The 21445-nt window shown below is 70.3% G+C and carries 22 protein-coding genes; 7 read left to right on the forward strand and 15 right to left on the reverse strand.

What is annotated here, in order from left to right:
- Positions 1 to 93: 93 nt before the first annotated feature.
- Together ACWD2L_RS14520 and mca are read right to left on the reverse strand one after the other, a co-directional pair.
- Entirely contained in the window at positions 94 to 336 is a 243-nt protein-coding gene (locus ACWD2L_RS14520; protein WP_351337040.1) for a hypothetical protein, read from the reverse strand.
- On the reverse strand, positions 329 to 1213 hold the full coding sequence (gene mca / locus ACWD2L_RS14525; RefSeq protein ID WP_351337037.1) for a mycothiol conjugate amidase Mca: 885 nt from the start codon (positions 1211 to 1213) through the stop codon (positions 329 to 331). The genes ACWD2L_RS14520 and mca overlap by 8 nt, the downstream gene beginning before the upstream one ends.
- Before the next feature lie 132 nt (positions 1214 to 1345).
- Between mca and ACWD2L_RS14530 the strand changes: the two genes are divergently transcribed.
- Positions 1346 to 1750, forward strand: a complete 405-nt coding sequence (locus tag ACWD2L_RS14530) for a DUF4307 domain-containing protein (RefSeq protein WP_351337034.1) — start codon at positions 1346 to 1348, stop codon at positions 1748 to 1750.
- A 178-nt stretch (positions 1751 to 1928) separates the two neighbouring features.
- Positions 1929 to 2426, forward strand: a complete 498-nt coding sequence (gene greA, locus ACWD2L_RS14535; protein WP_351337031.1) for a transcription elongation factor GreA — start codon at positions 1929 to 1931, stop codon at positions 2424 to 2426.
- Between the two features lie 69 nt (positions 2427 to 2495).
- On the opposite strand, the gene ACWD2L_RS14540 is transcribed toward greA, so the two are convergent.
- From ACWD2L_RS14540 to ilvA, 3 genes are all read right to left on the reverse strand, one after another.
- A complete protein-coding gene (locus ACWD2L_RS14540) occupies positions 2496 to 3302 on the reverse strand; it encodes an ABC transporter permease (RefSeq protein WP_351337028.1) in 807 nt (268 codons plus the stop codon).
- Positions 3299 to 4297 carry an ATP-binding cassette domain-containing protein gene (locus ACWD2L_RS14545; protein WP_351337026.1) on the reverse strand — a complete coding sequence of 333 codons (999 nt, stop codon included), beginning with the start codon at positions 4295 to 4297 and terminating at the stop codon, positions 3299 to 3301. Before ACWD2L_RS14545 ends, ACWD2L_RS14540 begins: the two co-directional genes overlap by 4 nt.
- 133 nt (positions 4298 to 4430) lie before the next feature.
- On the reverse strand, positions 4431 to 5672 hold the full coding sequence (gene ilvA, locus ACWD2L_RS14550) for a threonine ammonia-lyase (protein WP_351337023.1): 1242 nt from the start codon (positions 5670 to 5672) through the stop codon (positions 4431 to 4433).
- A gap of 176 nt (positions 5673 to 5848) precedes the next feature.
- Between ilvA and ACWD2L_RS14555 the strand changes: the two genes are divergently transcribed.
- From ACWD2L_RS14555 to ACWD2L_RS14565, 3 genes are all read left to right on the forward strand, one after another.
- Positions 5849 to 6334, forward strand: coding sequence for a MarR family winged helix-turn-helix transcriptional regulator (locus ACWD2L_RS14555; RefSeq protein WP_351337067.1), 486 nt, complete (start codon positions 5849 to 5851; stop codon positions 6332 to 6334).
- Positions 6335 to 6412: 78 nt separating this feature from the next.
- Positions 6413 to 6892: a sigma factor-like helix-turn-helix DNA-binding protein gene (locus tag ACWD2L_RS14560; RefSeq protein ID WP_351337020.1), complete on the forward strand. Its 480-nt coding sequence runs from the start codon at positions 6413 to 6415 to the stop codon at positions 6890 to 6892.
- Positions 6889 to 7143 (forward strand): hypothetical protein, encoded by a 255-nt coding sequence (locus ACWD2L_RS14565; protein ID WP_351337017.1) that lies wholly within the window; start codon positions 6889 to 6891, stop codon positions 7141 to 7143. The genes ACWD2L_RS14560 and ACWD2L_RS14565 overlap by 4 nt, the downstream gene beginning before the upstream one ends.
- A 1-nt stretch (position 7144) precedes the next feature.
- Here ACWD2L_RS14565 and ACWD2L_RS14570 read toward each other — a convergent pair whose 3' ends face one another.
- Positions 7145 to 8320 (reverse strand): cystathionine gamma-synthase, encoded by a 1176-nt coding sequence (locus ACWD2L_RS14570; protein ID WP_351337014.1) that lies wholly within the window; start codon positions 8318 to 8320, stop codon positions 7145 to 7147.
- Between the two features lie 122 nt (positions 8321 to 8442).
- Between ACWD2L_RS14570 and ACWD2L_RS14575 the strand changes: the two genes are divergently transcribed.
- On the forward strand, positions 8443 to 9540 hold the full coding sequence (locus ACWD2L_RS14575; protein ID WP_351337012.1) for a hypothetical protein: 1098 nt from the start codon (positions 8443 to 8445) through the stop codon (positions 9538 to 9540).
- Between the two features lie 5 nt (positions 9541 to 9545).
- Here the strand turns inward: ACWD2L_RS14575 and ACWD2L_RS14580 are convergent, their stop codons facing one another.
- From ACWD2L_RS14580 to ACWD2L_RS14595, 4 genes are all read right to left on the reverse strand, one after another.
- On the reverse strand, positions 9546 to 10208 hold the full coding sequence (locus ACWD2L_RS14580) for a response regulator transcription factor (RefSeq protein WP_351337009.1): 663 nt from the start codon (positions 10206 to 10208) through the stop codon (positions 9546 to 9548).
- Entirely contained in the window at positions 10205 to 11377 is a 1173-nt protein-coding gene (locus tag ACWD2L_RS14585; RefSeq protein ID WP_451189682.1) for a sensor histidine kinase, read from the reverse strand. The genes ACWD2L_RS14580 and ACWD2L_RS14585 overlap by 4 nt, the downstream gene beginning before the upstream one ends.
- Before the next feature lie 50 nt (positions 11378 to 11427).
- Positions 11428 to 12354: an alpha/beta fold hydrolase gene (locus ACWD2L_RS14590; RefSeq protein ID WP_351337007.1), complete on the reverse strand. Its 927-nt coding sequence runs from the start codon at positions 12352 to 12354 to the stop codon at positions 11428 to 11430.
- A 265-nt stretch (positions 12355 to 12619) separates the two neighbouring features.
- Positions 12620 to 13663 carry an NAD(P)-dependent alcohol dehydrogenase gene (locus tag ACWD2L_RS14595; protein ID WP_351337004.1) on the reverse strand — a complete coding sequence of 348 codons (1044 nt, stop codon included), beginning with the start codon at positions 13661 to 13663 and terminating at the stop codon, positions 12620 to 12622.
- 129 nt (positions 13664 to 13792) lie between these two features.
- Here ACWD2L_RS14595 and ACWD2L_RS14600 point away from each other — a divergent pair, with 129 nt between their 5' ends.
- A complete protein-coding gene (locus ACWD2L_RS14600) occupies positions 13793 to 14707 on the forward strand; it encodes an MmyB family transcriptional regulator (RefSeq protein ID WP_351337002.1) in 915 nt (304 codons plus the stop codon).
- 60 nt (positions 14708 to 14767) lie between these two features.
- Here the strand turns inward: ACWD2L_RS14600 and ACWD2L_RS14605 are convergent, their stop codons facing one another.
- The 5 genes from ACWD2L_RS14605 to ACWD2L_RS14625 all read right to left on the reverse strand — a co-directional run bounded on the left by ACWD2L_RS14605 (position 14768) and on the right by ACWD2L_RS14625 (position 21405).
- On the reverse strand, positions 14768 to 15544 hold the full coding sequence (locus ACWD2L_RS14605; RefSeq protein WP_351336999.1) for a globin domain-containing protein: 777 nt from the start codon (positions 15542 to 15544) through the stop codon (positions 14768 to 14770).
- A 104-nt stretch (positions 15545 to 15648) separates the two neighbouring features.
- Positions 15649 to 16791, reverse strand: coding sequence for an LCP family protein (locus ACWD2L_RS14610; protein WP_451189686.1), 1143 nt, complete (start codon positions 16789 to 16791; stop codon positions 15649 to 15651).
- Positions 16792 to 16796: 5 nt separating this feature from the next.
- A complete protein-coding gene (locus ACWD2L_RS14615) occupies positions 16797 to 18902 on the reverse strand; it encodes a glycosyltransferase (RefSeq protein ID WP_351336993.1) in 2106 nt (701 codons plus the stop codon).
- A 267-nt stretch (positions 18903 to 19169) separates the two neighbouring features.
- Positions 19170 to 19856: an ABC transporter ATP-binding protein gene (locus ACWD2L_RS14620; RefSeq protein ID WP_351336990.1), complete on the reverse strand. Its 687-nt coding sequence runs from the start codon at positions 19854 to 19856 to the stop codon at positions 19170 to 19172.
- Between the two features lie 46 nt (positions 19857 to 19902).
- Positions 19903 to 21405: an ABC transporter permease gene (locus ACWD2L_RS14625; RefSeq protein ID WP_351336987.1), complete on the reverse strand. Its 1503-nt coding sequence runs from the start codon at positions 21403 to 21405 to the stop codon at positions 19903 to 19905.
- Positions 21406 to 21445: the final 40 nt, after the last annotated feature.

A 21445-nucleotide genomic window follows, 5' to 3' on the forward strand; every position in this document is an offset into this window, starting at 1 on the left:
GCGCCTCCCCTCGCCCTGGACATGACAGGCAGGGGCGCGCGGCGGACAGCGCAACGGCCCCGCGCGCTCTCGTGCGCGGGGCCGACGGCGGGTTCAGGCGGACGTCTGCCCGGCGTCCTTGCCGCTCGTCGCACCGGCGGGCGCGTCCGACTTCTCCTTGAAGTCGACCTTGCGCATGTGCTTGTTCATCGACTTCATCAGGCCCCAGACCGCGACGGCCATCACGGCGAAGACGATGAAGCCGAGCACACCCGGAGTCACCTTGTTCTCGTCGACCTCCTTGGCGGCAAGGGGGACGAGATGGGTCAATGCCAGATTCGCGTTCACATCAGGCATTGTGTCGGATGCCCGCGAAGAGGTCGTCCTCGGGGAGGGAGGTATCGACGAGCGACTTCGCGAGCTCGTACTCCTCGGTCGGCCAGACCTCCTGCTGGATGTCCATCGGCACGCGGAACCAGCCGCCGTCGGGATCGATCTGCGTGGCGTGCGCGATCAGCGCCTTGTCGCGGATCTCGTAGAAGTCGGCGCACGGAACATGCGTGGTCAGCGTGCGCTCGACCCGCGAGGCGTCGGCGTCCCAGCGCTTCAGCCAGTCCTCGTACGGGGACTCCATGCCGCGCTCCAGGAGCGCCTTGTGCAGCGCCTCGGTGCGCGTCCGGTTGAAGCCCTGGTTGTAGTAGAGCTTCTTCGGCTGGTAGACGGGACCGAACTCGTCCTCGGGGTACTTCTCGGCGTCGGCCGCACCGTCGAAGGCCACCATCGTGATCTTGTGGGTCATGATGTGGTCGGGGTGCGGGTAGCCGCCGTTCTCGTCGTACGTCGTGATGACCTGCGGACGGAAGGTGCGGATCTGCCTGACCAGCGCGCCGGCCGCGTGGTCGACCTCCTCCAGGGCGAAGCAGCCCTCCGGCAGCGGCGGCAGCGGGTCGCCCTCGGGCAGCCCCGAGTCGACGAAGCCCAGCCAGTCCTGCTTGACGCCGAGGATCTCGCGCGCCTCGTCCATCTCCTTGCGGCGGACCTCCCGAATGTTCTCCTCGACGTACTTGTCGCCCTGGAGCTTCGGGTTGAGGATGGAGCCGCGCTCGCCTCCTGTGCAGGTCACGACGTGTACGTCCACCCCCTCGGACACGTACTTGGCCATGGTGGCCGCGCCCTTCGACGACTCGTCGTCGGGGTGGGCGTGAACGGCCATAAGGCGCAGCTGCTCAGTCAAGACAAGTTCCTCGGTGAGATACGGGCGCCCGGGTGCCTGGAGTGCACCGGGCAGCTTCTATAGTGACGGAACCGGGGGGCGGAAAATTCCGGTGCCCGGCCACCTGTCGGGCGACGCGAGAGGAACTGGCGGATGAGCGCCGTGCAGCAGCTGCCCGAGGGCCGATACGGATCCTCGCGCTCCGCCGACGCCCGCGCCGACCGCAAGCTGAAGATCGCGGGAATCGTCCTCGGCGTCCTGTTCGCGGCCCTGATGGTCTGGTTCGGCTGGTACTACGTCGTCGGCGGCAGCAAGTTCAGCGGCGAGGTCATCGCCTTCGACACGAACAAGCACGACGTCCAGGTCCATATGGAGATCCGCAAGGACACCGACGCCACGGGCTACTGCACGATCCGCTCGCAGAGCGAGGCCGGCGCCGAGGTGGGACGCGCCGACTTCCGCTTCGACCAGAAGTCCGAGCGCATCGACAAGGTCGTCACGCTGAAGACGACGGGCGGCGGCACGACCGCGGAGCTCCTGGGCTGCCACGCCGACTGATTGTCGATACGGGCCGGCGAAACGGCGGGCGCTGACCTGCGCCGACGCAACGCTGATGCCTTTTGTCCTCCCCCTTTCACGCCTGAATTGTTAGGCTCGTGGTTTCGCCCACTCAGTAGGGAACATCCTTCTGAGTAGGGCGATGCTTTGTATACCCAGTACCTACGAGGAGCGACCTGTGACCCAGACCAGCGAAGACGTCACCTGGCTGACGCAGGAGGCGTACACCAAGCTCAGGGACGAGCTGGCGCACCTGTCTGGTCCCGCACGCGAGGAGATCACCCAGAAGATCGCCGCCGCACGCGAGGAGGGCGACCTGCGGGAGAACGGCGGGTACCACGCGGCCAAGGAGGAGCAGGGCAAGCAGGAGCTCCGCATCCGCCAGTTGACCCAGCTCCTGGAGCGGGCCAAGGTCGGCGAGGCGCCTGCGGCGACCGGCGTGGTCGCGCCCGGCATGGTCGTCAAGATCGCCTTCGACGGTGACGAGGACGACACCCTGGAGTTCCTGCTCGCCTCGCGCGAGTACGCGAGCAGTGATTTCGAGACGTACTCCCCCCAGTCCCCGCTCGGCACGGGGGTCAACGGCCACAAGGTGGGCGAGGACGTCGACTACGAACTGCCGAACGGCAAGAAGGCCTCGGTGCGGATCCTCAAGGCGGACCCCTTCAACGGCTGACGCCTCCCGAGCACGGACAGGGCCCCCGCGGCGTACGCGCCGCGGGGGCCTCGTCGTGTTCTCTGCGGGTCAGGCCGCCTTGCGGTACTTGCGCACCGCGAGGGCGCGGAAGACCAGGATGATCAGGACGGACCAGATCAGCGAGGCCCAGATCGGGTGCTCCATGGGCCAGGCCCCGGTCACCGATTTCGGTACGCCCTCGATCGTGTTGCCGAACAGCTCGCGGGCCGCAGCCACCGTGGCGCTGAAGGGGTTCCATTCCGCGATGTACTGGAGGAACTTCGGCATGCCGTTGACCGGCACGAACGCGTTCGAGATGAACGTCAGCGGGAAGAGCCAGATCAGGCCGCCGGAGGTCGCCGCCTCCGGGGTGCGCACCGACAGGCCGATCAGCGCACCGATCCAGGTGAACGCGTACCCGAGCAGCAGGAGCAGGCCGAAGCCCGCCAGGACCTTGCCGAGGTTCTCGTGCGTGCGCCAGCCGACGAGCAGCGCCACCACCGCGAGCACGGCCAGCGTCACCGCGGTCTGCACCAGGTCGGCGAGGGTGCGGCCGGTGAGCACGGCGCCGCGCGCCATGGGCAGCGAGCGGAAGCGGTCGATGAGGCCCTTGTGCATGTCGTCCGCGATGCCCGCGCCCGCACCCGCCGTGGCGAAGGTGACGGTCTGGGCGAAGATGCCCGCCATCAGGAATTCCTTGTAGGCACCGGCACTGACGCCTGCGCCCGGGATGGCGATCGAGCCGCCGAAGACGTACGTGAACAGGACCACGAACATCACCGGCTGGATGATCCCGAACAGGATCATCTCGGGGATCCGGGTCATCCGGATCAGGTTCCGCTTGCCGACGACCAGGGAGTCGCTCCAGGCGCTCATTTCCTCGCCCCCTTCGGGTCCTCGACCGGCGCGCCCGCTTCGGACGCCGCCGGTTCCTCGGCCACATGGCCGGTCAGCGAGATGAACACGTCGTCGAGGGTCGGGCGGCGCAGGCCGATGTCGTCGATCTCGATGCCGCGCGCGTCCAGGTCGCGGATGATCTCGGCGAGCAGCTTGGCGCCTCCGATGACGGGGACGGTCAGTTTGCGGGTGTGCTGGGCGACCGTCGTCTCGCCCTTGCCGTAGCCGCTCAAGATCTCGCGCGCCGTCTCGATGTGCTCCGGCTCGTGCACCACGACCTCGACGCGCTCGCCGCCGGTCTGCGCCTTGAGCTGGTCGGCTGTGCCGCGGGCGATCACGCGGCCGTGGTCCACGACGCAGATGTCGTGCGCCAGGTGGTCGGCCTCTTCCAGGTACTGGGTGGTGAGGAGCAGCGTCGTGCCGCCGGCGACCAACTCCTGGATGACCTCCCACAGTTGCTGCCGGTTGACGGGGTCGAGGCCGGTCGTCGGCTCGTCCATGAACATCACCGGCGGGGAGACAACGAGCGCGGCCGCGAGGTCGAGCCTGCGGCGCATGCCGCCGGAGTACGTCTTGGAGGGGCGGTCCGCGGCGTCCGCGAGGTGGAAGCGGTCGAGGAGTTCCCCGGCCCGCTTCTTCGCCTCCTTCTTGGGCAGTTGGTAGAGCCGGCCGACCATCTCCAGGTTCTCCCGGCCGGTCAGATACTCGTCGACCGCGGCGAACTGGCCCGACAGGCCGATGGAGCGCCGCACTTCGTTCGGATGCTTCAGTACGTCGATCCCCGCGACGACCGCCTTGCCGCTGTCCGGCGTGAGCAGCGTCGTCAGGCAGCGCACCGCCGTCGTCTTCCCCGCCCCGTTCGGCCCGAGCAGGCCGAGGACCGTGCCCTCCGGGACGTCGAGATCGACGCCGTCCAGAGCCTTTACATCGCCGAAGGTCTTCACCAGGCCTTCGGCGTAGATGGCGCCTGGCATGTGGTTCCCCCAGTGTGTGGCTGAGTACCTATGTGTCCTATGTGAGGAAAGTGTAAATTTGCCGGGTTTCGAATGCCCGGCGAGAGTGAAGCGCGCCACACGCTATCGCGATGTATCGCGTACCGCCATCGAATTACCCGATGACCTTGTAGCCCGCCTCCCGCAGCGCCGCGCCGACCTCGGTGCAGTGCGCGGGACCCTTGGTCTCCAGGTGCAGCTCCACCTCCGCCTCCGTGAGCCCGAGCCGCGGATCGGTCCGTACGTGGCTCACATCGGTGACGTTAGCGTCGGCCACTGACAACACCCCGAGGAGCGTGGCCAGAGCGCCGGGGCGGTCCGGAAGGCGCAGCCGCAGCGAGAGATAGCGGCCCGCGGCGGCCAGGCCGTGGGTGAGGACGCGCTGCATCAGGAGCGGGTCGATGTTGCCGCCGGACAGCATGGCGACGACCGGGCCCTCGAAGGCCCCGGGCTCACTCAGGAGCGCCGCCACGGGGCTCGCGCCGGCGGGCTCGACGACCAGCTTGGCGCGCTCCAGGCAGAGCAGCAGGGCGCTGGAGAGCGCGTCCTCCGTGACCGTACGGACGTCGTCGACGAGGTCGGAGACGAGTCCGAACGGGACGTTGCCGGGCCGTCCCACCTTGATCCCGTCGGCCATTGTCGACGGGGACTTGATCGCGACCGGGTGCCCGGCCGCCAGCGAGGGCGGGTACGCGGCAGCGCCCGCCGCCTGCACGCCGATGACCCGCACGTCGGGCCGGAGCGCCTTCACGGCGACGGCGATACCGGCCGCGAGTCCGCCGCCGCCGACGCCGACCAGGATCGTGCGGACCTCCGGGCACTGCTCCAGGATCTCCAGACCGAGCGTGCCCTGGCCCGCGACGACGTCCGGGTGGTCGAAGGGGTGGATGAACACCGCCCCGGTCTCCTCCGCGTACTGCTGGGCCGCGGCGAGCGTCTCGTCGACCACCTGGCCGTGCAGCCGGACCTCGGCGCCGTACTCGCGGGTCGCCGCGACCTTCGGCAGGGGCGCGCCGACGGGCATGAACACCGTGGAGCGCACGCCGAGGAGCGAGGAGGCGAGGGCCACACCTTGCGCGTGGTTGCCCGCGCTCGCGGCCACGACCCCGGCGGCCCGCTCCTCGGGCAGCAGGCCCGCGATCCGCACGTAGGCGCCGCGCAGCTTGAAGGAACCGGTGCGCTGGAGGTTCTCGCACTTGAGGTGGACCGGTGTCCCCGCCAGCTGGGAGAGGTGGTGGCTGTGCGCCATCGACGTCACCCGCGCCACCCCGGAAAGCATCTTCTGGGCGCCGCGGACGTCGTCGAGGGTCACCGGGGGCGTCGAGGTCGGCAAGTAGTCAGACGCGCTGTTGCTCATGACGAAAGTCTTGCAGCTCACGGCGTACGCCTCTCGGGATGCTCACGCTGCGAGACCGGATTGCGCAGGGCCGGTACGGTCGGCGCTTTCGCCGCGTACCCTGTGGGACCAATCCAGTGCAATCCACCACCCACGCATGAAGTGAGCCCCCGGCCATGCCCACACCACAGGAAATGATGGACATGACGACCGCCGGCGACACCGGCCTCCTCGAAACGCTCCAGCACGAGGTGGCGGTCTTCGCCCGTCGCGCCGAACAGACCCGGCTCGGCGGGGTCGGGCAGGTGCGCAATTCGATGGACCGAGCGGCCTATCTGCTGCTCAACCGCCTCGACAAGGAAGGCCCGATGGGCGTCAAGGCGCTCGCGTCGAGCATGGGGATCGACTCCTCGACGGTGACCCGCCAGGTCGCCCCGCTCGTCGACACGGGTCTCGTCAAGCGCACCTCTCACCCGGAGGACGGACGTGCGGTGGTGTTGCAGCTGTCGCCGCGCGGTGCGGCCCGGCTCGACGAGGTACGCACATCGAGGCAGGAATTGATGGCGCAGTTGACGCAGGAGTGGGAGCCGAAGGAGCGCGAGCAGTTCTGCGCGCTCCTCGCACGCTTCAATTCCGCGCTCTCCGCGCGCCACGGCCAGCCGACGCCGCCCGTCGACTCCTGACGGTTCCGGGGCACACCGGTACGGCACGAGCGGCTCCCGCCTCTTGACCAGGGAGCTGCGGTCGGCCTCATATGAAGGGTGCGTCAACGGCAGGCGTTGCAGGACGCCCGCCGGGCCCGTGAGTTCGAGGCGTTCGTCGCGGGCGCGGCCGGGCGGCTGCTGCGTGCCGCGACACTCCTGACGGGCGAGCCCTCGGACGACAACCCGCGCGCGCGGAAGCTGCTCACGGCCGCCCTCGGCCGAACGTACGCCTCCTGGGACCGTCTTCGGGGTGAGGATCCCTACGACTGCGCGCGCACGGATCTGGCCGCCCGGTTCGCGCGCGGCGCGTGGCGACAACATCGCGCGCGTGGCGGCGCGTTGGGGCAGCTGGGCCCCCAGGAACGCCTCGTCCTCGTGCTGCGGCTCTTCGAAGGGGTCGGCGAGGAGCAGACCGCGTCGCTGCTCGGGCTGCCCGCGGAGCGCGTCCGCGCCGTGCACGCGCGGGCGGTCGCCCTCGTCCTGCACCCGCCGCGCGGCCCCGCGCCCGCCGAACTGCGGGGAGCGGCCCGGGTATGAGTCTCCAGGAGCGCAATGAGGCGGCCGTGCGGGCCGTACTCGACGGCGGGCCCGCGCCGGTGGTGCCCGCGGAGCTGTGCGCGGACGCGATGCGCAAGGGCGGCCGCGCGCGCAAGCGGCGCAGGGCGGCGGCGCGGTTCCTGTGGTTCGTGCTGATCGTCGCCGTCGTGGCGTTCGTCGTGTGGGCGACGGTCGAGCGGCCGTGGGTGGAGCCGCCCTCGAAGACGACTCCACAGCTGACGGGTTGGTGACCTACTTGTTGTCGAGCGCCTGCTGGAGGTCGGCGAGCAGGTCGTCGACAGATTCGATGCCCACGGAGAGGCGTACGAGGTCGGCGGGGACCTCCAGGGCGGAGCCCGCGACGGAGGCGTGCGTCATCCGGCCGGGGTGTTCGACGAGGGACTCGACGCCGCCGAGGGACTCGCCCAGCGTGAAGAGCTTCGCCCGGTCGCAGACCTCGACGGCCGCCTCCTCGCCGCCCTCGACCTGGAACGACACCATGCCGCCGAACGCCTTCATCTGCTTCGCCGCGATCTCGTGCCCGGGGTGCTCGGGCAGGCCCGGGTAGAGCACCTTCGTGACGCGCGGGTGGCGGGAGAGCATGTCGGCGACGCGGGTCGCGTTCTCGCTGTGCCGGTCCATGCGGACGGGCAGCGTCTTGATGCCGCGCAGCACCAGCCAGGCGTCGAAGGGGCCCGCGATGGCGCCCATGGCGTTCTGGTGGAACGCGAGCTCGTCGCCGAGGGTGTCGTCGTTGACGACGAGCGCGCCGCCGACGACGTCGGAGTGGCCGCCCATGTACTTGGTCATCGAGTGCACGACGACGTCGGCGCCGAGCGCGAGCGGCTGCTGGAGGTAGGGGCTGGCGAAGGTGTTGTCGACGACCAGCCTGACCCCGGCCTCGCGGGCGACCTGGGCGACGGCGGCGATGTCGGTGATGCCGAGGAGCGGGTTGGAGGGCGTCTCCACCCACACGGCCTTGGTCAGCGGGGTGATCGCGGCGCGTACCGACTCGACGTCGCTGGTGTCGGCCACCGAGAACTCGACGCCCCACCGCGTCACGACCTTCGCGAACAGCCGGAACGTGCCGCCGTACGCGTCGTTCGGGATGACCACGTGGTCGCCGGGGCTGAGCAGCGTGCGCAGCAGGCAGTCCTCGGCGGCGAGCCCCGAGGCGAAGGCGAGCCCGCGCCGGCCGCCCTCCAGGGCGGCGAGGTTCTCCTCCAGGGCGGTACGGGTCGGGTTGGCGCTGCGGCTGTACTCGTAGCCGCCGCGCAGGCCGCCCACGCCGTCCTGCTTGTACGTGGAGACCTGGTAGATCGGCGGGACGACGGCGCCCGTCACGGGGTCGGCCGTGTTGCCGGCGTGGATGGCGGTGGTCTCGAAGCCGCGGGGGGTGCTGCCGCTGTGGCTGTGCGTGTCGCTCATGGCGCCCGAGCGTAGGCGCTCGGGAGGGTGCGGGTGGGGCGCGGCGCCCTTTTGCCGCCACTCCGGTTGTCGCCGCCGCGCTCGGGAACCCCGTGTCGGACCGGCACGTTAGCGTTGTTGATATGGGAATTCTCTGGGGGCTGATGGCCGCGGTCATGATCGGGCTCGTGGTGTCGCAGTTGCTGCGGCGCCGCGGCGGGATTCGGCAGGTCGCTCCGGGGTCGCCGGACGCCGCCGACCCGGCGGACTACGGGTTCATGCTTCAGGAGGACCTGGACGTCCGGCTCCCGGGGCCCGACCAGGACCTGCTCGACGTGATGTCGGTCGTGCAGCGGAACCAGGACTTCACGGCGGCCTCCCAGCTGCTCGCCGGGACCGGCAAGGAGACGGAGACCCGCTGGGAGCGCGTGCAGGCGGTCGCCGGAGCGGCCGCCCTCGAGGCCCAGCAGACGCCGCGGCTCGGCGCCGGGTGGCTGCACGCGTGGCGCTCGCAGGCGCCGAAGGACGCGGGCGGGGCGCAGGTCTTCGCCGAGTTCCTGGTGCAGCAGGCGTGGCGTGGCGGCGGCACGCCCGAAGAGCAGCGGATCGTCCTCGAGGAGGCGCGCGACGCGTGCGACCAGGCGGCGCTGCTCGCTCCCGGCGACCCCGTCCCGCACATCACGCACCTCGCCGTCGCGCGCGGACTCGGCTACTCGCAGGCCGAGTTCGAGCAACTGTGGCTGAAGATCCTCGACACCGCGCCCGGGCACATGGGCGCGCATCTGGCGGGCCTTCGGTACTGGACGGAGAAGTGGCACGGCTCGCGCGAGCAGGCCTTCTCCTTCGCCGAGGCCGCCGCCGCGCGCGCCCCGCGCGGTTCGCTGCTGGCGGCGCTGCCGCTCTTCGCCCTCTACGAGCACGTGCCCGACGTCAACCTGGTGCGCGGCTTCTACGAGAGCGAGGTCGTCACGAAGGCGCTGCACGGCGCCCTGTTCGCGGTGCACGCGGCGCGGCCGGACGACCCGATGCTCGCGCACGTCCGGCATCTCCTGTTGTTCTTCCTGGTCCGCAGCGAGCGCTGGGCCGAGGCGATGCAGCAGCTCGTGCACATCGACGGCCACGTGGGCGCGATCCCGTGGACCGCCGAGCACGATCCGGCGGCTTCGTACGCGGTGTACCGGGCGCTGGCCGTGGCCGGTTACGAGGCGAACGGCGGGAGCCCGGCGACACTGCGGGCCTGAACTCGTCAGGTGACCAGGCCCTGGCGGTAGGCGTAGACGACGGCCTGGACGCGGTCACGGAGGCCGAGTTTGGTGAGGATGCGGGACACGAAGGTCTTGACGGTCTCCCGGCTGATCAGGAGCACCGCCGCGATCTCGCTGTTGGACAGGCCGTCCGCGATCAGCCGCAGCACCTCCAACTCCCGGGGGGTGAGCGGGAGATCCCGCTCCGGGCCGCCCTCGGCGGGCCTGATCCGGGTGGCGTACCTGCCCACCAGCCGGCGCGTCACCTCCGGGTCGAGCAGTGCCGCGCCGGTGGCCACGGTCCGGATGCCGAGCAGCAGCCGGTCCGGCGGCGCGTCCTTGAGCAGGAAGCCGCTCGCGCCCGCGCGCAGCGCCTCGTAGACGTACTCGTCCAGGTTGAACGTCGTCACCACGAGCACCTTGACGGGCTGCGGCACTCCGGCGCCGGCCAGCAGGCGGGTGGCTTCGATGCCGTCGATCCCCGGCATCCGGATGTCCATCACCACGATGTCGGGGCGCAGTCGCTCGACGAGGTCGATGGCGGTCCGCCCGTCCGCGCACTCCCCCGCCACCTCCATGTCGGGCTGCGCGTCGATGATCGTCACGAGTCCGGTGCGGATCAGCGCCTGGTCGTCGCAGACCAGGACCCGGATCGGCGCGCTCACGCCGGGCTCCCCGAAGGGATGCGTGCGCGTACGACGAAGCCGCCGCCCGTCCGGGTGCCCGCGCTGAACTCGCCGCCCAGGACGTCGACCCGCTCGCGCAGACCGGCCAGGCCCCGCCCGCTGCCGCCCGGGGAGACCGCCCGCGGCCCCGGCGCCTCGGTGCTGACCTCCACGGCTATCTCCTTCTCGCCGTGGCGGACCCGGACCGAGGTACGGACGCCGTGGGCGTACTTGAGGGCGTTCGTCAGGGCCTCCTGCACCACCCGGTACGCCACCAGGTCGGCGCTGCCGGTCGACTCCGCCGGGGTGCCCTCCTCGGTGAACTCCACCGGCTGCCCCGCCCGGCGGGTCTGCTCCACCAGCGTGCCGACCCGCCCGATGTGCGGCGCTTCGGTGCCGTGATCGGGATCGAGCAGGTCGAGCAGGTGCCGCAGGTCGCCGATGGCCTGCCGGCCGGTGTCCGAGACGGCGGTCAGGGATTGTTCGAGGCGCTCGGGCGCGGCGGTCAGGTAGCGGGCCGCCTCGGCCTGCACGACCATCGCCGTCACATGGTGGGTGACGACGTCGTGCAACTCGCGGGCGATACGGGTGCGTTCGGCGGTGCGGGTCTCCTCGGCGACGTGCCGACGGCGCTCGTCCTCCGCCTCGCGGGCGGAGCGCAGCCAGGCTCCCAGGCCCCACACCATCGCCGTCACCACGTAGAACAGCACGAACTCGCTCACCGGTTCGCCCGACCCGAGCCGGGTCAGGGCGACGGCCAGCGGTACGTACGCGACCGAGAGGGCCAGCACGGTGACGCCCCGGTGCCGTTCGAGCCGGGATCCCGCGCCCAGCAGTGCGAGGGCCAGACCCGTGCCCGCCAGCGAGTGGTAGCCGCGCAGCTGGTCGGCGGCGAAGCCCAGTGACACCAGGGCCAGACAGATCGCGGGCCACCGCCGGCACACCGTCAGGGGCAGGCACTGGAGGGCGACGGCCACGACCGCCAGTGTGTCGAAGGAGCGGCCCGGCACCCCACCGACCTGCGTGCCGTGGCTGTGCATCGACGGTACGAACGACGCGGCCAGCAGGAGCGGCCCGAGCAGGACGTACGAGGTCGTGACGTCGAACCGGCGCCACTGGAGCCGGAGTTGACGCAGCCGGGCCTGGGCGGTTCTCCGGAGACCGATCACCGGACGAGCGTAGTGGTGGCCGCGGCCGGGCCGGTACGCCGGTGGGCTCGTCACTGGCCGTCGGTGACCTGCGCGGTGACCTTCCGCACGGCCTTGACGGCAAGGTCGGGCCGGTCGACGTAGATGTAGTGGCCGCTCTTGGCGGCGGTGCTGAGCCTGCTGTGGGAGGAGAGCCCGAGCCATTCCCGCTGCCCCTTGGACCACATGTCCTCCAGGGCGGGGCCGTAGTCGGGCACCTCTGCGTACTGGCTCTCGTGCTTGATGATCTCAACGGGGAGGTCGCCTGCGGAGGCGACCTCCCCGTCCTCGATGACGTACTTCTCCGGGTTCGCGCCGCCGTTGACCGCAAGGGTCTGCTCCCGCAGCTGGCCGCCCACGCCGGTGGCCGACTTGGGGATCACCTTCGTGAAGCCCGCGTTCAGCGCCGGGATCGTGGCGTCAAGGAGGACCAGGCCCTTGACCCGGTCCTGGTGCTCGGGGGCGTAGCGGGCGGCGATCAGTCCGCCCAGTGAGTGGCCGGCCAGGACGACCGGGCCGTCACCGGCCACCCGATCGAGCACGGCGGTCAGCACGTTCGCGCTGTCCGCCTGATGCTGGACGGCCTTGGGCTTGTCGCTCGCGCCCTCGCCGAGCCGGTCGTAGGCGCAGACCCTGGCCTGCTTGCTCAGGGTCTTGCGGAAGCCGGCCATCTTGCTCATCGCGTCACCCGCACCGGCCAGCAGTATGACGACGGGCTGATCCTCGTCCGCCGCCCTGCCGGAGCAGGACACGTTCACCGACCGGCCTGTCACCTTGATCTTCTTGGTTCCGGAGAACGTCTTGCCGAGGGCCTCGTCGACGGCTCCGTCGACGGCGTCGTCGATGGACTTCTCGGCGGCCTTCTCGGACGGTGAGCTGTCCTCGCAGCCAACGAGCCCCGTACCGGCCACAGCACAGCAGAGTGCGGCCAGGGCGGTTGCCTTGAGGGTGCGCTTCATGAGGAGCTCCAAGAAGAATGGGGCGAAGTTCCGGTGACTCCGGCGATTCCGAGGCCCGGTGGCCATGCCTGAACGCTAGGGAATCGGTGATCCGGAATCGTCACCCCCGGGAGCGGACTTGCCTGTCGCTCACGTGGGGGACAGCAGCGAGCCGGTCGCGTGGGCGGGCATGGCGAAGCCCCCCTCGGGGCAGGTGAGCCTGCCGGGGCCCGAGGGGGGCGATCATGACCTCTCAGTCTCAGGTCATGAGAGTGGTGCGGGTTGCTCAGATGGTCGCCGCGTCGATCACGAAGCGGTAGCGCACGTCCGAGCCGAGGACGCGCTCGTACGCCTCGTTGACCTGGCTCGCCTCGATCAGTTCGATCTCGGCGCCGAGGCCGTGCTCGGCGCAGAAGTCGAGCATCTCCTGGGTCTCGGCGATGCCGCCGATCATGGAGCCGGCGAGCACCTTGTTGCCGCCGATGAGGGAGAACAGGTTGAGCGCGATCGGCTCCTCGGGGGCGCCGACGTTGACGAGCGCGCCGCCCGTCTTGAGCAGGCTCAGGTACGCGCCGAAGTCCACCTGCGCGGAGACCGTGGACAGGATGACGTCGAAGGTGCCCGCGAGCTCCTCGAAGGTCTTCGGGTCGCTCGTCGCGTAGTAGTGGTCGGCGCCCAGCTTCAGGCCGTCGTCCTTCTTGCGCAGCGACTGCGAGAGGACGGTGACCTCCGCGCCGAGCGCGTGCGCGATCTTGACGCCCATGTGGCCGAGGCCACCGAGGCCGACGACCGCGACCTTCTTGCCGGGGCCCGCGCCCCAGTGCTTCAGCGGGGAGTACGTGGTGATGCCGGCGCAGAGCAGCGGCGCGGCCACGTCGAGCGCGAGGCCCTCGGGGATGTGGACGGTGAAGGCGTCGGAGACGACGACCTTCTGCGAGTAGCCGCCGTAGGTGGGCTCGCCGTCCTTGCCGACGCCGTTGTACGTCTGGACGTTGCCCTTGACGCAGTGCTGCTCGAACCCGGTCTTGCAGGGCTCGCACTCACCGCAGGAGTCGACCATGCAGCCGACGCCGACCCGGTCGCCGACCTTGAACTTGGTGACGCCCGCGCCGACGGCCTCCACGACACCGGCGATCTCGTGCCCCGGCACCATCGGGAAGATGGCCTCGCCCCAGCCCTCGCGGACCTGGTGGATGTCGGAGTGACAGATTCCGGCGAACTTGATGTCGATCAGTACGTCGTGCTCGCCGACGGTGCGGCGTTCGATGGTGGTGCGCTCCAGCGGGGCCTTGGCGCTGGGAGCGGCGTATGCGGCAACAGTCGTGGTCATGGGTTCAACCCTGCGCCCGCCGGACCCGGATCGGCAAAGTATGCGCAGGTCACCGCTTTGCGTACGTTCAGTGGTCCTACTACTGGCGGGGTCAGGCTCCCGGGCGTACGACCGGGAATACTGGACAGCATGGACGAGAACGATGCGGCCGGGGAACCGGCGGCGGACCGCCCGGACCAACTGGACCGGCGCGCCGAACTGAGCGAGTTCCTGCGTACCCGGCGGGCGCGGCTCAAGCCCGAGGACGTGGGTCTCGCCTCGATGGGGCGGCACCGGCGGGTGCCGGGCCTGCGGCGCGAGGAGCTGGCGCAGCTCGCCGGGGTCTCGGTCGCCTACTACACACGCCTGGAACAGGGCAACGGGCGCAATGTGTCGGCGGAGGTGCTCGACGCGATCGCGCGCGCCCTGCGCCTCAGCGACACCGAGCACGCGCACCTCGTGCACCTGGCCAGACCGACGCGGCAGCGCCGTGCGTCGCCGGCGCCGAAGCGGCAGCAGCAGGTGCGGCCCGCGCTGCGCCACCTGCTCGACTCGCTGGAGGGCGTGCCCGCCTACATCGGCGGGGCGCGCTCGGACATCCTGGCCTGGAACCGGATGGCGGCGGCCCTGTTCGGCGACTGGGGGCGGATGCCGCGCGCGGAGCGGAACTGGGCGCGGCTCACGTTCCTCAACCCGGACTACCGGGAGCTGTTCATCGACTGGGACTCCAAGGCGACCGACATGGTCAGCTTTCTGCGGCTGTACGCGGGCCGCAACCCCGAGGACCCGGAGCTGTCGGCGCTCGTCGGTGAACTCTCCGTCAAGAGCGAGGAGTTCAGGCGACTGTGGGCCACGCACGACGTGAAGGAGAAGGGCCACGGGGTGAAGCGGATGCGGCATCCGCTGGTGGGTGAACTGACGCTCGCGTACGAGACGTTGCACTTGCCGGATGATGACGGGCAGTTCTTGTCCGTGTACCACGCGGAGGCGGGGACGGCTTCGGCGGAAGGACTCCGCTTGCTGGCGAGTTGGGGGGCGGATGCCGCGTTGCGGGAGAAGTTGTAGACGCCGCGGGGCGCTGCCCCGGACCCCGCGCCTCAAACGCCGGCGGGGCTTGAATTGGGGCTAAGAGCGGTACGGCGGCGCCGCGCCCCACGTCCAGTGGGGTACCGGTTGGTCGGTGGGGCGGGTGGTGTTCGGGGCTGAGAAGTAGGTGGCCAGGCGGGTGCCCCATTCGATGTACGCGAGGAACGCGGAGCGGAACTCGGCGTCCGTCGGGAGGCCCGCCTCGTCGGCGGCGTCCTGGATGAGGTTGACCCAGCGGCGGCGCTGCGGCTCGGTGATGCCCTTGCCGATGTGCATCGCCACCATGTGGCTGTGGCCGCCGAGCTGTTCGGAGTAGGCCGAAGGGCCGCTGAAGACCTCGCCGAGCCAGAGGGCGACGTGTTGCGCGTGTTCCGCCGGGAGGTCGGCGAAGAGCGGGCCGAGGAGGTCGTCCTTCACCACCTTCGCGTAGAAGGCCGAGGTGAGGCGATCGAACGCCTCGGCGCCGCCCGCCCATTGGTAGAGCGTGGGTTCCGAGGAGCCCGTGCCGCGCACCGTGGTCGGCGCGTAGTGGCGCATCTCGTCGATGTACCCGACGTAGGGGCGGATCGCGGTGAGGTACTCCGGGAAGAGCTCGGACGTGCGGAAGCCCTTCAGGTGGTCCTCGGTCGACGTCCACTCGATGCGCAGGACGTAGTGCTCGAAGTCCTCTTCGCAGCGGGTGAGTTCGTACGAGACGCAGTACGGGGACGCCGAGAGTTGCGTTGCCGCGTGGGTGTATGCGGCGAGGAATTCGGCGGAGCGGGGCTCGGGGATGTGGTAGCGGATGTACTCGATGGTGCCGGATCGAGTCGTCATGGCTTCAGCCAAGCACCGACGTGCTCCCGCGGCCAGCGTCGGGGTTGCGGTTGCGGGGCTCCGCCCCGGACCCCGCTGCTCAATCGCCGCAGGGGCTTAATCGGCTAGTCCGCTGTCACTGGACGGTCCTCTCTCAGTTCAGAGAAGAGGAGTTGTGACTTCTGTTTGTCCCAGAGGATGACGCTGCCCTTGGAGGTGGCCAGGCCCAACGTACCGACAGGGAGGCCGAGTTGTTGGCCCTGGCCCGAGGACACCGACTGCATCGACTTGAAGAGGCTGGTCAGTTGGGGGATCTTGGTGGACTTGTCGACGATGAGTGTGTCCAGGCCCGCGCCCGCGGTGCCGTACATCGTGGACGGGTTCATCAGCACCCCGGGCGACGCCGCCTTCTTGGCGAGCGCGGAGAGGAACTTCTGCTGGTTGCGGGAGCGGCCGAGGTCGCCCTCCTTCTCCTGGTGGCGCTGGCGGACGAAGCCGAGCGCCTCGCGGCCCGTCAGGTTGTGGCAGCCCTTGGCCAGGTCGAGGCCCGCCTTGTCGTCGACAATGTGCCGGTCGACGCACATCGGCACGCCGCCGACCGCGTCGACGATGCCGACGAACCCGGCGAAGCCGATCTCCGTGTAGTGGTTGATCCGCAGCCCGGTGTTCAACTCGATCGCGCGGACCAGGAGTTCGGGGCCGCCGAGCGAGAACGCCGCGTTGAGCTTGTTCTTCGCCGGCTTGTGGTGGATGCCGGTCTTCGGGTCCACGTACGGCGGGATGGTGACCCAGGAGTCGCGCGGCAGGCTCATCAGCGTGCTGCCGTGCGCGCCCGTGTGCAGCACCATCATCGAGTCGGTGCGGCGCCCCTCGGAGCCCAGCTCGGAGCCGGTGTGCAGGTTCTTGGTCTGCTTCTCGCTGAGGCCCTCGCGGCTGTCGGAGCCCACGATCAGGTAGTTCGTGCCCTTGCCCGGGGCGGCCCGCGTCGGGAGCGAGGCCAGGTCGACCTCGCCGTCGAGCCGGGTGCCCGCCCACACGTACGTCCCCGCGCCCGCGAGCACCGCAAGCAGTACGAGCAGGCACAGGCCGCGCACCACGAGCCCGAGCTTGCCGCGCCGCCGCCTGCGCTTGGGCTCGCGTTCGCTGCGCTTGTAGCTGCCGTCGGCCCGCCCGCCGGGCCTGTTGGCCGGCACCGGGTCGTACGGGTGGTGCTCGACCTCGTACTCGCCGTACGGGTACGGCGTCGGGGTGTGGGCGCTGGGGTTCACGGTCGTCACCTCGCGACCGGCAGGTCCGGCTGTTCGGCCGGCCTGACGATGTGCTGGGCCGCCGCGGCGGCCGTTCCGGAACGGTGCATGCGCTGCCACTTCAACCGGCTGCCGCCGACGAAGGCCACCACGGACTGGATGACCACGAGGTACATCAACTGTCGGTACACGAACAGCTGGAGGGGCAACGACCAGAGCGTGCGCCTGCGCTCCCCGTCGAGCTTCAGGGCGTATGCCGCGACGACCATCTGGAGGGCGAGGAAGCCCAGCCAGGCGGCCACGGACGTGACCGTGTCGCCGGCGAACACGGCGCTGTAGAACATGAAGACGTCGATCATCGGGGCGAGCAGCGGCAGCACGACCTGGAAGAGGAACAAGTAGGAGAGGCCGCGCCGCCCGAAGCGGCCCGCGGGCCCGACCTCCAGGACCGCGCCCCGGTGCTTCCACATCGCCTGGAGGGTGCCGTAGCACCAGCGGTAGCGCTGGCGCCACAACTGCCGCAGGGACGTGGGGACTTCGGTCCAGGCGATGGCCGTCTCCTCGTACACGACCCGCCAGCCGGCCCGCCACAGCGCCATGGTGAGGTCGGTGTCCTCGGCGAGGGTGTCCTCGCTCAGGCCGCCGACGCCCATCAGCGCGTCGAGCCGGAAGGCGCCGATCGCGCCGGGCACGGTCGTCATGCACTCCAGGACCTCGAACATCCGGCGGTCCAGGTTGAACCCGAAGACGTACTCCAGATGCTGCCAACGGCCGAGCAGGCGCTTGCGGTTGCCGACCTTGGTGTTGCCGCTGACCGCGCCGACGGCCGGGTGGGCCAGCGGCTGGACCAGGCGCTGGATCGCGTCGGCCTCGAAGACGGTGTCCGAGTCGATCATCACGACGTACGGGCAACGGGTGTACTTCAGGCCGTGGTTGAGGGCCGCCGCCTTGCCCGAGTTGGGCTGGCACAGCACCTGCACGCGCGCGTCACGGGCCGCGTACTCACTCGCGATCCGCACCGTGCGGTCGCTCGACCCGTCGTCGATGACGATGATCTGCATCGGCTGGTGGGTGGACGCGAGCAGCGAGCGCAACGTCGCGCCGATGCCCGCCTCCTCGTTGTACGCGGGGACGAGCACGGTCACCGGGTCGCGGATCTCGCGCAGCCAGGGCGAGCCGGGGCGGAACCGTTCGAGTCGTCTGACGTGCGCGCGGGCGAACAGTACGAGGACGAACAGGCGCAGCACGCCGAGCCCCGCGGCGGCGAGGAGCACCCACGAGATGGCCGAGACGAAGCTGCGGCCGAGGGTCTGGAACCAGATCAGGCCCTGCCCGAGCCAGCGCACGGGCGCGGCCACCTCGGACGTCGCCGGCCGGTTCGTCTGTGCGCCCTCCGTGATGGTGGCGAAGTTCTGGGCCCGCGGGTTCGCGAGCAGTTTCTGCGTCTCGCGGTAGCCGAGCGAGGTCTGGCTGAGCTGGCGCACCAGGCCGTCCCGCACCCGCTGCCCGGACCGGTCGGCGGCGACGAGGGTGTAGCCGGCGGCGGACGCGGCCTGCGCGGCGGGCCACTCGCCGCCGCACATCGTGGCGACGGTGGTGGTCATCGGCATCCGCAGGAGCGTGGTGTGGAAGCCGCCGCTGCCTGCGAACGCGCTCTGGGTGAGCCCCAGTTCGAGCTTTTTGCGCACCGTGGACGAGCTGCCCATGTCGGCGCCCGTGTAGGTGTTGGAGCCGATGTCGTGCCCTTCGGCCCTGATCCGCTCGACCAGCTTCGGGTGCTGCGCGGCCTTCGCGCCGTTGAGGAAGAACGTGGCGTGCGCGTGGTGCTTCTTGAGCAGCGCGAGCAGCTTCGGCGTCGCCTTCGGGTAGGGGCCGCCGTCGTAGGTGAGTGCGACGGTGCCGGGCCGCATCGAGGCGCTGTGCACCCGGCCGCCGTCGATGGACAGCACCGGGCCCGCGCCGGAGGCCGACGCGGGCACGGGCTGCGTACAGGCAGGCTTCTCCTTGGCGCCGTCCACCTCGTTCTGGGTCCAGCCCTGGAAGAGGAGGGCGCCGAACAGCACCGGCAGCGTGAGCGCGAGCAGCAGCCAGTGCGCCCGCGGATCCCTCGCTTGTTTGTGCCGTGCCCCCATCAGGCGTCGGCGCCGGCGTCGCCGCCCGGCCCGCCCCGGCTTCGACGAAGCGACCACATTCGGTGCCCGTTCTCCACGTTCCACTCACACATGAGAGGCGAGTGTATTGATGTGACCGGTTGAGAATTGGGGCATTGGCAAACATCTGGGACCGGAGTGCCAAGTGACAAACGGCACACCTTCCGTTTCGAGTACAACCCTTTGCTCGATACGTGTTCACTGTGACGCCACCTGTGAGGTGTCCGGGTCACCTGCGGGGCGTCCGCGTCAGGCGGCCGAGGCGTTCTCCGTGACCGTGACCCGTCCCTTGCTGATCGTCACGAGGCGGGGTGCCTTCCGCGCGATCGACGAGTCGTGGGTGACCATCACGAAGGTCGGCCCGTGCTCCTTCCAGCGCTCCTCCAGTACGTCCATGATCTCGTCGCGCATCGACTCGTCGAGGTTGCCCGTGGGCTCGTCGGCGAGCAGCACCTTCGGGTTCTTCACCAGGGCCCGCGCGATGGCGACGCGCTGCTGCTGGCCGCCGGACAGCTCCGCCGGCAGATGCCGCAGGCGCTCCCCGAGCCCCACGGACTCCAGCGCCTGCGCGGACCGCTCGCGCCGCTCGGCGCCCTTCAGGCCGAGCGGCACGAGGGCGGTCTCGACGTTCTCCAGGGCGTTGAGCGTAGGGACGAGGTTGAAGGACTGGAAGACGAAGCCGATGGACTCGGCGCGAACCTTGGTGAGCCGGGCCTCCGGCAGCGTCGCCAGGTCGACGCCGTCGAGCACGACACTGCCCGCGGTGGGCCGGTCGAGCCCGCCGAGCATCTGGAGCAGGGTCGACTTGCCGCCGCCGGTCGGGCCCTGGATGACGAGCCGGTCGCCGTCGCCGATGGTCAGATCGACGCCCGCGAGCGCGTCGACGGTTTCCTTGCCGCGCCGGTACCGCTTGGTGACGCCGGTGAGCTGATACATGGTGCAACTCCCGTACTACGTAAGGTGATGGGCGTGACCGGGGGTACTACTCGACGCGGCGCAGCGCGTCCGCCGGGCGCAGCCGGGAGGCCCGCCAGCCGCCGAAGGCGCCGGCGATCAGGCCGCCCGCGACGGCGAGGCCGACCGCGAGGGCGATGGTCGTGCCGGAGACGGGCGCGCTGAGCGCGATGTCGAGGGTCTTCGCCCCTCCCCCTGCCGCCTGACGCATCCCGCCGCCACCGCCACCACCACCGAAGCCGCCGCCCATGCCGCCACTGCCGCCCGCGCCGCCGCCCGCCGAACCGCCGAGCTGTGCGGACAGGGTGGGGCTGATCGCGGTCACGACGTACGCGCCCGCGAGCCCGACGGCGATGCCGAGGACGCCGCCGATCAGCCCGTTGACGACCGCCTCACCGACGACCTGCCGTGTCACCCGGCCCGACGTCCAGCCGAGCGCCTTGAGCGTGCCGAACTCCCGTACCCGCCGGGACACCGCGGAGGACGTGAGCAGCCCCGCGACCAGGAAGGCGGCGACGAGCACCGCGATCGACAGCCACTTGCCGACGTTCGACGCCAGGTTCGAGGCGGTCGAAAGGGAGCCCGAGACGGTGTCGGCGAGGTCGGCGGACGTGGTGACGGTGGTGCCGTCAATGTTCTTCTGGATGGCCGTCTTCACGGCGTCGATCTGCTGCGAGTCGCTCGCCTTGACGTAGACCGTCGTCACCTTGTTCTTGCTGTCGGCGAGCGTCTGGGCCTGCTTCAGCGGCACGTAGAGATTGGCGGCCGCGTCCCCGCTGTCGGCGGTCGCGACGCCGATGACCTGGTACTTGGCGCTCTTGACCGTGACCTTGTCGCCGACGGCGAGCTTCTTCTCCTTCGCGTACGAGGAGTCGACGACGGCGACCTTCGCGTTCGTCTCGGAGGTCTTGAAGCTCCGGCCCTTGGTGATCTTCGAGGAGGTCAGCGGGCCGAGTTTCTGCTGGGTGACGTCGGTGCCGTACACGGAGAAGGAGTTGACGTCGAAGTTGGCGCCGCCGCCCTGGACGCGGCCCTGCGGTTGACCGCCCTCACCGCCTCCGCCGGGGCCACCGCCCTGCGTGCCGCCGCCGCTCTCGTCCTGCTTGAACCGGCCGCGCGTGAACTGGCCGCTGACCTTCATCACTTGCAGGCTGAGCCCGCCGACGGTGTCGGCGACGCCCTTCTGTCCTGCGACCTTCGTGACGGTGGAGTCGGCGAGGGTCGTCATGCCCTGCACCATCACGCGGTCGCTGGACTGCTCTTTGTCGCCGGAGTCGCTGTCCTTGGCGTCGAAGTCGAACTTCGGGCGGCCGGTGTCGCCGGACTTCGGCGCGCTCGCGGCCTTGGTGACGGTCATGTCCGTGCCCAGGCCGTACAGCGACTGCAGGACCTTGTCCTGCGCCTTGGTCATCCCGGCGGACACCGAGCCGACCACGATGACGAGCGCGATCCCGAGCGCGAGCCCGGAGGCGACGACGAGCGCCGCTCTTCTGCGGCGGCGCAGTTCACGCCGGAGATAGGTGAAGAACATCGAAGCCTCGCCGATGACGGCCCACAACAAAGGGGCGCTG

The sequence above is a fragment of the Streptomyces sp. NPDC002754 genome (genome assembly GCF_053592315.1).